Annotated in this window: 6 protein-coding genes and 1 pseudogene; 1 reads left to right on the plus strand and 6 read right to left on the minus strand. The window is 65.4% G+C overall.

The features are described 5' to 3' along the window. Positions 1–52: 52 nt before the first annotated feature. The gene (locus tag NMG80_RS36900) at positions 53–1,357 is read right to left on the minus strand and encodes a mechanosensitive ion channel family protein (RefSeq protein WP_254022694.1); all 1,305 of its coding nucleotides are present in this window, start codon (positions 1,355–1,357) and stop codon (positions 53–55) included. Positions 1,358–1,789: 432 nt separating this feature from the next. Continuing rightward, positions 1,790–3,411, minus strand: a pseudogene (locus NMG80_RS36905) (ABC-F family ATP-binding cassette domain-containing protein). Between the two features lie 177 nt (positions 3,412–3,588). On the opposite strand from NMG80_RS36905, the gene NMG80_RS36910 reads away from it, so the two are divergent. Further along, on the plus strand, positions 3,589–3,918 hold the full coding sequence (locus tag NMG80_RS36910) for a hypothetical protein (RefSeq protein WP_254022695.1): 330 nt from the start codon (positions 3,589–3,591) through the stop codon (positions 3,916–3,918). Positions 3,919–3,976: 58 nt separating this feature from the next. Here NMG80_RS36910 and NMG80_RS36915 read toward each other — a convergent pair whose 3' ends face one another. The 4 genes from NMG80_RS36915 to NMG80_RS36930 all read right to left on the minus strand — a co-directional run bounded on the left by NMG80_RS36915 (position 3,977) and on the right by NMG80_RS36930 (position 9,907). Beyond that, positions 3,977–5,995, minus strand: a complete 2,019-nt coding sequence (locus NMG80_RS36915) for an amidase (protein WP_254022696.1) — start codon at positions 5,993–5,995, stop codon at positions 3,977–3,979. A gap of 438 nt (positions 5,996–6,433) precedes the next feature. Beyond that, positions 6,434–7,912, minus strand: coding sequence for a WD40 repeat domain-containing protein (locus NMG80_RS36920; protein WP_254022697.1), 1,479 nt, complete (start codon positions 7,910–7,912; stop codon positions 6,434–6,436). A 570-nt stretch (positions 7,913–8,482) separates the two neighbouring features. Next, positions 8,483–9,253, minus strand: coding sequence for an exodeoxyribonuclease III (locus NMG80_RS36925; RefSeq protein ID WP_254022698.1), 771 nt, complete (start codon positions 9,251–9,253; stop codon positions 8,483–8,485). A 9-nt stretch (positions 9,254–9,262) separates the two neighbouring features. After that, positions 9,263–9,907 carry an alpha/beta hydrolase family protein gene (locus NMG80_RS36930; protein WP_254022699.1) on the minus strand — a complete coding sequence of 215 codons (645 nt, stop codon included), beginning with the start codon at positions 9,905–9,907 and terminating at the stop codon, positions 9,263–9,265. Between the last annotated feature and the right edge of the window lie 45 nt (positions 9,908–9,952).

Consider the following 9,952-nt stretch of genomic DNA (forward strand, 5'->3'; position numbering starts at 1 on the left):
CCCCCCTCTGTCCTGCCGGACATCTCCCCCACAAGGGGGGAGATTGGCAGCTTCAGCGCCCGCCTGATCTCTCAGCGCGCCCATCCGGCTTCATAATGATCTCGCGATGCGGATAGGGGATGTCTATGCCGTTTTCCCTAAAAGTGTCCCACAGCGCCAGCAGCACCCTGCCGCGCACGTTGGTCAGGCCTTGCTGAGGGTCGTGGATCCAGAAGCGCAGGACGAAATTGAGCGAGGATTCGCCGAAGTCGGTGAGCCAGCAGACCGGCCGCCGGTCCGCTTCGACCCGACCGACGCTCATGGCGGCCTTGATCGCCAGTTCACTGACCTTATGCGGGTCGGCGTCGTAAGAGACCCCGAAATTCACATCGAGCCGCACGAGGTTGTCGCTGAACGACCAGTTGATAACCCTTGGGGTGATGAAGTCCTCGTTCGGGATCAGGTATTCGCGGCCGTCGCGCGTCACCACCGAGACAAACCGCGCCCGCAATTCGCGTACCCAGCCGAACGTGCCTTCGAGCGAAATGGTGTCGCCCGGCTTGATCGACTTGTCGAGCAGGATGATGATGCCGGAGACGAAATTCGAAACCACCTTTTGCAGCCCGAAAGCCAGGCCGACGCCGACGGCGCCGGAAAATATCGTCAGGGCCGTCAGGTCGAGGCCGACGGAAGACAGGGCGATGGCACCCGCCACCAGCACAAGGCCGACCTTTGCGACCTTGCCGACGAGGACGCGAATCGAGGGCGTCAGCTCTTCGGAGATGCGGACGCGCTCGTCGATATACTTGCCGACGACCACCGCAAGCCAAACCGTGGCGATCAGCAGCAGCGCCGCTTTCAACATCATGAGCACCGAGAGGCGCACCGCGCCCAAAGGTATTGCGAGGCCGTCCAGGAAAGTCGCGGCGTCGTCATCGATGCCCAGGATGACGAGGGCCGCATAGATCCAGGTCAGCCAGGCGAGAGCCCGCGCGACAAAGCGGTTGCGGACGATGCGCGACAGCACCGACGCGAACAGCCATGCGAGGGATAGCGAGAGCGCGATATAGATGAAGTGGCTCCGGCTTGGCCAGGTGACGGCGCGCAAGAGAATGAGCGCGGCAAGCAGGAAGACCGTGAACAGGATCCAGTCGGTGCGCCGCAAAAGGGCAACGACGACCCTCAACAGTCCGGGATGCCCCTTGATCTGGCGTGCCCGGTTCTCCACGAGCGGTTCGATGCGCTGCGCCGCGAGCTTCGCGACGAGGAAGAGCGCGACGATGATTGCAGCCTGATAGAAGAACCACGGCGTAACGGCGTAGTCGAACCACCGGCTGGCCCAGGCCAGCGATTCATCGATGGCGTTGCGAAAATCCATTCCCACACGACCGTTATGGACTGGCGAACAGCACAATGTCGCCGGTGTGGTGAAGGGTCAAGCCGGCGATCAAGACGCCTTCAAGCGCCCCGCTCTGCGCTTCAGCCTCGCACCCCCGGCGCCTCTTGGCCGGTGCGCGCGACATGTCAGGTATAGCCGCCGCCATAGGAAGTGATGCCGTGCAGCGTCACGTCAGCACCTGGTTGGAGCGCGCGACCGGGAAGCGGCAACCCGAAACATCAACTGATTGGACACCGCTGGAAAATCGCCAACGCGAAGCATTGGCCATTACATTAGCTTGCACTTAAATTAGCTTCGGCGTATGTATGTAAATGGCCGGTGATCTACCCCCCAACCGGTTAGGCTCGGCGCCAGTCCCCCCCTCAGGCCAACGACGCCGGGCCGCTCGGCCTCTGTTGCCTTCGCGGCAGCTCAGCTCCGCAACCCAGGCGCCTCCCGCCCGGTTCGCTCGACATACTCCGTATAGCCGCCGCCATAGGTATGAATCCCCTCGGGCGTCAGTTCCAGCACGCGGTTCGACAGTGCCGCCAGAAAGTGGCGGTCGTGCGAGACGAACAGCATGGTGCCTTCGTACTGCGAAAGTGCTGTGATCAGCATCTCCTTGGTGGCGATGTCGAGGTGGTTGGTCGGCTCGTCCAGCACCAGCAGGTTTGGCGGGTCGAACAGCATCAGCGCCATCACCAGCCGCGCCTTCTCGCCGCCCGACAGCACCCGGCATTTCTTCTCGATCTCGTCGCCGGAAAAGCCGAAGCAGCCGGCCAGCGCGCGCAGCGGCGCCTGGCCTGCCTGCGGAAAGGCGCCCTCCAGCGTCTGGAACACGGTGCGTTCGCCCTCCAGCACTTCCATGGCGTGCTGGGCGAAATAGCCCATCCTGACGCTGGGCCCGCGCGCCACCGTGCCATTGTCCGGCTCGGACGCGCCGGCGACCAGCTTCAGCAGCGTCGACTTGCCGGCACCGTTGATGCCCATCACGCACCAGCGCTCGCGGCGGCGCACCTGGAAATCCAGCCCCTCATAGATCGAGCGGCTGCCATAGCTTTTGTGGACGTTCTTCAGCGTCACCACGTCTCGCCGCAGCGCGGCGCCGGCTGGAAGTCGAACGACACTTTTTGGCGGCGCTTGGGCGGCTCGACGCGGTCGATCTTCTCCAGCTTCTTCACCCGGCTCTGCACCTGGGCGGCATGCGAAGCCCGCGCCTTGAAGCGCTCGATGAAGGCGATCTCCTTGGCCAGCATCGCCTGCTGGCGCTCGAACTGCGCCTGCTGCTGCCGGTCGGCGATCGCACGCTGCTGCTGGTAGAATTCATAGTTGCCGGAGTAAGCGGTCAGCGAGCCGCCATCGATCTCGACCACCTTGTTGACGATGCGGTTCATGAACTCGCGGTCGTGCGAGGTCATCAGCAGCGCGCCGTCATAGTTCTTCAGGAACTGCTCCAGCCAGATCAGGCTTTCCAAGTCGAGATGGTTGCTCGGCTCGTCAAGCAGCATGGCGTCGGGCCGCATTAGCAGGATCCTGGCCAGCGCCACGCGCATCTTCCAGCCGCCGGAAAGCTTTCCGACGTCGCCGTCCATCATCTCCTGGCTGAAACCGAGCCCGTCCAGCACCTCGCGGGCGCGGCCATCCAGCGCATAGCCGTCGAGCTCCTCGAACCGCGCCTGCAAGTCGCCGTAGCGGGCGATGATCGCGTCCATTTCTTCGACCCGCTCCGGATCGCCCATGGCCGCTTCGAGTTCACGCATCTCGGCCGCCACTTCGTTCACCGGCCCGGCGCCGTCCATCACTTCGGCGACAGCGCTGCGACCTACCATGTCGCCGACATCCTGGCTGAAATAGCCGATGGTGACGCCGCGATCGACCGAGACCTGGCCCTCGTCGGGCTGCTCCTCGCCGTTGATCATGCGAAATAGCGTCGTCTTGCCGGCGCCGTTGGGGCCGACCAGGCCGACCTTCTCGCCCTTCTGCAGGGAGGCGGAGGCCTCGATGAAGACGATCTGCCGGCCGTTCTGCTTGCTGATGCTTTCCAGTCGAATCATGCTTTTCACGCGCGCCCAAGGGATTTTCCCCGCGCCAATACGCGATAGGCCCCGCCTGCGGAAGCCCGCAAATCATGGGAACACGACGCCACATTCGAAGTTCGAACTGAATTAGCGGAACCTCGGATAGTGCCGGCAGTTTAGAAAGGATGACCTCAAACAGCGAAGGAGGACGCGATGAAAACCCTAACCGCTATTTTGCTCGCCACCTCGATGATCGGGCTGACGGCCGGCACGGCAAGCGCCACCTGCCATGACACGACTGCATCGATCGAAGCTCAATCGGGCGTCGCAAAAGACGGAACGCGTGCGCCCCTCGAAACCGACGCGAATACCGGTAGCAGGGTCGAGGGCGGCCCGGCCAACAAGACCGGCAACACCATGCCGCTTGCCAACCAGGAAGCCGGTGGCGATAAAAACCTTGCCACCTCGCAGCAGGATGTCGAGGCGCAGCAGGAGGGCGAGAAGACAGCAGCGGCCAAGGCCGACCCCTGCAAGCCGGATTGACGCGAACTGAAAAGCCGGTTGCAGACGGCGCGCCGTAGCAGAAGGCGAAGCGCGATGGTCACCCAATCCCGCCGGTCACCATGTAGGCGCCGGCGGCGCGTCCGTCTTCAAGACGCACGACGGCGGTGAGGATCGAGCCATACGAGCCACGCCAGACGCTGTGGATTGTCCCATGCTCTTTGGCCGGCACGACCGCACGCCCGGTGAAGCGCGCGCCGGTTCGCTGCATGGTGACAGGCTCGCCGTTGACATGGACTTTCACGCTGGTCGCGGTTCCGGCCCCGCCATTGATGTCGAGCGTGATGGTTATCTCGTCCTGATCACCGGCATGGCGCGTCTCGGCGGCAAGCGCGACGGTTAGCGGCGGCGCCTCGTCGGGCACGCTAACGTTGTGTCGGGCGAAAAAAACATCGTCAGGAAGTTCCAGCGTGCGCGGCGGGCAGCTGCGGCGCTGGCCAAAACGCTCGAAGTCGCCGGCCAGCCGCAGCAGCTTCGTATCCTCATAGGCCTTGCCGGCGAAGCTGAGACCGACCGGCATGCCGATATCGGCCATCGCGCCCATCGGCACGGTGACGGTCGGAATGCCGAGATGGCGCGGCACCAGATTGCCGTTGGCGACCCAGGTGCCGTTGCGCCAGGCCAGCGCTGCGGAGGCCTCGTTGACATCCGCATCGGCCGGACCGACATCGGCGACGGCGGGAAACACCACTGCGTCGAGCCGTTGCGCGTCGAGCCAATCCTCGAAATCGATGCGCCGCGTCGCCTCCAGGCCTTTCAGGCCAGCCTCCAGCTCGGGAATGGCCAGGAATGGCGTGACGCCGCGCTTGGCCCGATCGACATATTCCGCCACGTCAAAACTGTCTTCATAACGGTCCGGCAGCGTGCCCGGCGGCTGCGGAAAGATTTTTGCGCCGTCGACCGACGCGAGATCGGGGATGGTAGGGTCGGCATTGGCGCGCAGGAAATCGTCCCAGGCGAAGACGCACAGGTCCCACATCTCGCGCTCGGCGAATCCCTTGGGCACCAGCCCGCGATCGACCATGTTTTTGGTGCCCGGCCGGTCGCGCTCATAGTTGGAGACGACGGGAAAATCGACCTCGACCACATCTGCGCCGAGCCGCCGCAGATCGGGCGCCGCCCGCTGCCACAGTTCCAGCACCGAGGCGCGGGTCTGGATCGCAACGTCGGCCTCCGTATCGCGACCGATATACATGCGGGGCACGCCGAGCCGCATGCCTCGCAGCGCTCCCTCCAGCTCGAGGCCGGTGTAGCGCGGCGGCCGTACATCCGAGCTCTTCGGCAGCGCCACCCAGGGCTGCGCGCGCCAGAAATCGCCCCTTGGGTTCGGGTCGTCAGCGACGATCACGTCGAGCAGTTCGAGCATGTCGGGCACGCTGCGCGTGTGCGGCACCACCACGTCCATCGTCGGCACCAGCGGCCAGTTGCCGCGCACCGAAATGACGCCGCGCGACGGCGTGTAGGCGACCAGCGCGTTGTTCGACGCCGGCGCGCGGCCCGACGACCATGTCTCCTCGCCAAGCCCGAAGGCGGCGAAGCTGGCGGCGGTCGCGGTGCCGGAACCGTTCGACGAGCCCGACGCGAAGGCGGCGGTCAGGTAATCGGCATTGTAGGGGCTTTCCGCCCGGCCGTAGATGCCGCGCTGCATGCCGCCATTGGCCATCGGCGGCATGTTGGTCAGTCCGATCAGCACCGCGCCGCCGGCCCGCAGCCGACCGATGGTAAAGGCGTCCTCGTTGGCGACGAGATGTTCGAAGGCCGGCGACCCGGCGGCCACCGTCAGGCCTGATACCTTGTAGCTGTCCTTGGCGGTGTAGGGAATGCCGTCCAGCGGCCCGAGCGTCGCGCCATTCCTGCGGCGCCGGTCGGACGCGGCCGCGTCCTCGAACATTCTGGGATTGAGCACGGGTACGGCGTTGAGGGTGATGCCATGCCGGTCGTAATGCGCAATCCTGCGCAGGCAGGCGCCGACCAGCTCGACGCTGGTGACCGTGCCGGCCTCCAGCGCCCGCCGTAGCTGTGCGATCGACGCCTCGACGATATGGAGATTGGTCGTCATGTTCGGTCCCTGCACCCTGCGCGACGATGCGGCCTTACGTCGATTTTGTACAGGTCGCGTTCCTTCGCGCCCCCCTCTGCCCTGGCCCTCTTTGCCAAAACTTGGCATCTCCCCCGCAAGGGGGGAGATCGGCAGTTTCGATGCGCCGCTTTTCTTGCGGTGCTGGAAATTGGCGAAGGCGAGATGCAGTCCGATCTCCCCCCTTGTAGGGGGGATGTCCGGCAGGACAGAGGGGGCGCTGTCCCGCCGGCCTGTCAACCATCGTAGCAACGCGCGCAGACTGGTCCTGGTTGAGAATGAGTTAGGGCAAAGGTTGGCGATCCTTCACGCCCCCCTCTGCCCTGCCGGGCATCTCCCCCACGACGAGGGGGGAGATTGGCAGCGTCGGCGGCGGCGCTCCTTTCTGTAACGTCGAGCGTCGCGCGCCACCTTCGCACATCACTCCGGCGCGCCCGGAAACAGCGCTGCCGCATCACCGCCGCCTGCCGGCCAGTCCCGGATGGTGCGGTCGTAGCCGCCGGTCAGCACCCTGCCATCGGCGGCGAACGCCACCGCGTAGACCGGTCCGGACCGGCTGTCGAACAGCGCGGTCTCCCTGCCGGTTTCCATGTCCCACAGCCGTGCCGTTCCGTCGAGCGAGCCGGACAGCAGCCGCTTGCCGTCGGCCGACAGCGCCAGCGCATAGACCGTGCCCGAATGGCCCTCGAGGCGACGGACTTCGCGGCCGCTGTCGAGATCCCAGAGCTTGATCGTATAATCACCGCTGCCGGTGATCAGATGGCGCCCGTCGGCCATGAACAGGGCGCCATAGGGGCCGCGCTCATGCCCGTGCCAGCTGCGCAGCTGGTTGCCGGTGCCGATGTCCCATAGTTTTAGCGTGCCCTCGATACTGCCGCTGATCGCGCGTGTGCCGTCGGGCGAGACGGCGACCCCGCTGATCGACCAGTCGTGCCCCGGCATCACATGCAGCACCGAGCCTTTTTCGATATCCCAGACGATGACCCTGCCGGTGTCGTGCCCGCTGACCGCACGTTTGCCGTCGGGGCTGATCGCCAGCTTGTTGACGCCGCCGTTCTGGCCTGACGAGAACACCTGCAGCACCGCGCCATCGGCGAGCTGGCGCAGCACGATCTCGCCATCGTCGCCCGCCGTCAGCGCCCTCGCCCCATCGGGCAGGAAAAGCGCGGTACGCGCCATGTCCTTGTGGACCCCGAGGGTGCGGATCAGGCGCTTGCCGTCGATATCCCAGAGCTTGATCGTGCGGTCGGTACTGGCGCTCATGATCGAGTGACCGTCGGGCGCCACCGCCAGCCAGACGACGGGCTCGCGGTGGCCATCGGGCTGCGTCGGCTGCGGCGGCGGAGCCTGCGGCAGCGGCGCGACGATCTGCGGTGGCGCAGCCGGGGCTGGAGCAGGCTCCGGCGGTGAGACAGGTGGGGCCAGTGCGACCTCGGATGGCGAAACAGGCGCTTCGGGTTCCGGGGCCGGTGCGCTGGTGACGTCTTTGCCTTGCGGCGCGCTCGGCGCCGGTTGCTCGGCGATCAGGCTTTTGCCGGCGTCCTGTGGCTGCCGCGACCAGGGGCCGAGCTGGTCGGCCACCAGAGCGAGCGCGGCGAGGAACGGAACGACGGCGAAGAGCTGCCGCAGGCGTGGTCTTCCAGCGGTTTGCATCTCGGCGTCCCTGCCGAACAGAGGCGTCTTCGGAGCGAGCGTCGATCGGCCCGGCAACAGGCCGGCCCAGAACAACAGGGCTGCAAGGGCTGAGACGACGCCCGCCGTCCCGAAAAAAGCCAGGCGCACGGACGCCAAAGCGTCGCCGGCGCTCTCGCCGCCCAGCGCGAAATATGCACGTATGAAGCAGAGCAAGCCGATCGCCAGCAGCAGCATTGCGAGCAGCCTGTCGGCAAACCTGTTCATCGGGCCCCCTTGCGCCGCTGTTCGCTTCGCCCGCAATGATGCAGGTCGGCGCCGAGCTTGTCGATGCCCGGTTCAATTCCGAAGATTACCAGCGAAACAGTGAGCGCAAAACGCTCGCCTGCGCCAAAGGGCTGGATGCCCCCGGGATCTCTCGGTCGCCGCAATGTTGCCCGGTCGTGCGCTAGGATCGCTCGGCAGGGCTCAAGACCGATAGAGGCCAAGTGATGGATGGTTGGAAATTACCTTGGGTGAAGCCTTCGCACGCGAAGGGGCACGACCGGTGTGAGGGAGTAGACTTGGCGAAAACGCCCGTCACGGCCAATCTCCCCCCTTGTGGGGGAGATGTCCGGCAGGACAGAGGGGGGCGCTGTCCCGCCAGCCTTGGAGCCATCCGTAGCTACGCCCGCAGACTGGTTCCTGGCTGAGAATGAGTTAGAGCAAAGGCTGGCGATCCTTCGCGCCCCCTCTGCCCTGCCGGGCATCTCCCCCACGAGGGGGGAGATCGGCAGCGTCCCCGACGGCGGCAACTTTTCAACGCTGGAGAAAAGCGACGGCGATGTCTCCCACCCCTCACCGCAATTCCACCCACACCGGGGCGTGGTCGCTGGCGCCGGGCTCGCCGCGGACGTCGCGGTCGATGCCTGCCCCGGCCAGCCGGCGCGCCAGTTTCTTGGACAGCAAAATATGGTCGAGCCGCAGGCCGGCGTCGCGCGGCCAGCGGTTGCGGCGATAATCCCAGAATGTGTAGAGCGTCTCCTTCGGATGTTTCTTGCGCAGTGCATCTAGCCAGCCCTGGTCGAGCAGCGCTGCGAAGGCGGCGCGGCTTTCCGGCTGCACCAGCGCATTGTCGTCATAGGAGCGGGTCGGGTAGATATCGCGCGGCTCGGGCACGATGTTGTAGTCGCCGGCCAGCACCACCGGCAGGCCGGTGTCGAACAGTTCTTCCGCATGCGCGTTCAGCCGTTGGTGCCAGGCAAGTTTGTACTGGAATTTCGGACCGGGCTGCGGGTTGCCGTTCGGCGCATACAGGCAGCCGATGACGATGCCGCTGACCGCCGCCTCGATGTAGCGGGCCTGGTTGTCGCTGTCGTCGCCGGGCAGCGCCTCGCGGGTCAGAACGGGTTCTGAACCCAGCGCCAGTATGGCGACGCCGTTCCAGGTCGGCTGTCCCACCCAAACCGCGCCATAGCCGGCCGCGGCGAGTGCTGAGCGCGGAAACTGCGTCTGTCTTGCCTTCAGTTCCTGCAGGCAGACGATGTCGGGCTTGGCGACAGTCAGCCAGGCGAGCAGGTTTTGCAGCCGGCCGTTGATGTTGTTGACGTTGAAGGTGGCGATCTTCATCGGCCTGCTTCAGCGCACAATGCGCTCGGCCCACGCCTTCACCGCATCAGCGAGTGTCTTCAGATGATCGGCGGTGGAGAAGCCGGAGATGCTCTTGCGCGGCTTCAGATCGTGGTCGCCGTCCTCCAGCCAGAGGATTTCGATGCGGTCGGAAAGATCGTAGGTCGCGACCTCGTCCCTGGTCCCGAATTCGTCGCGCGTGCCCTGGAAGATCAAAGTTGGCGCCCTGAGATCGGCGAGGTGTTTTGTCCGAAGCTGCGTCGGTTTCCCCGGGGGATGGAAGGGATAGCCGAGGCAAAGCAGCCCTGAAATCTCGCCCTTCGAAAACATCTCGTCGGCAATCATCGAAGCGACGCGGCCGCCCATCGATTTGCCGCCGATGATGAGCGGCCCCTTCACGCCCTTCGCCCTGAGGTCGGCGATCGCCTTGATGTATTCCGGGTTCACCGTCTCGGCCCGCGGCGGCGGCTTGCGGTGGCCGTAGCGGCGGGCCGCCATGTAGTGGAATTCAAAGCGCGCAACGCGGAAGCCCGCTTCGGCCAGCGCTTTTGCCGTGGCGGTCATCGAGGCAGAATCCATCGGCGCGCCGGCACCATGGGCGAGCAGGATGGTGGTGACGGCGGTGTCTGGGCCGTCGAAGAGGAAGGTGGTCATGGGAACTCCAACGTTGACGACCCCTTCTCCCCTTGTGAGGGCTTT

It is taken from the genome of Mesorhizobium escarrei, from assembly GCF_935825525.1.
Lineage (GTDB): Bacteria > Pseudomonadota > Alphaproteobacteria > Rhizobiales > Rhizobiaceae > Mesorhizobium > Mesorhizobium escarrei.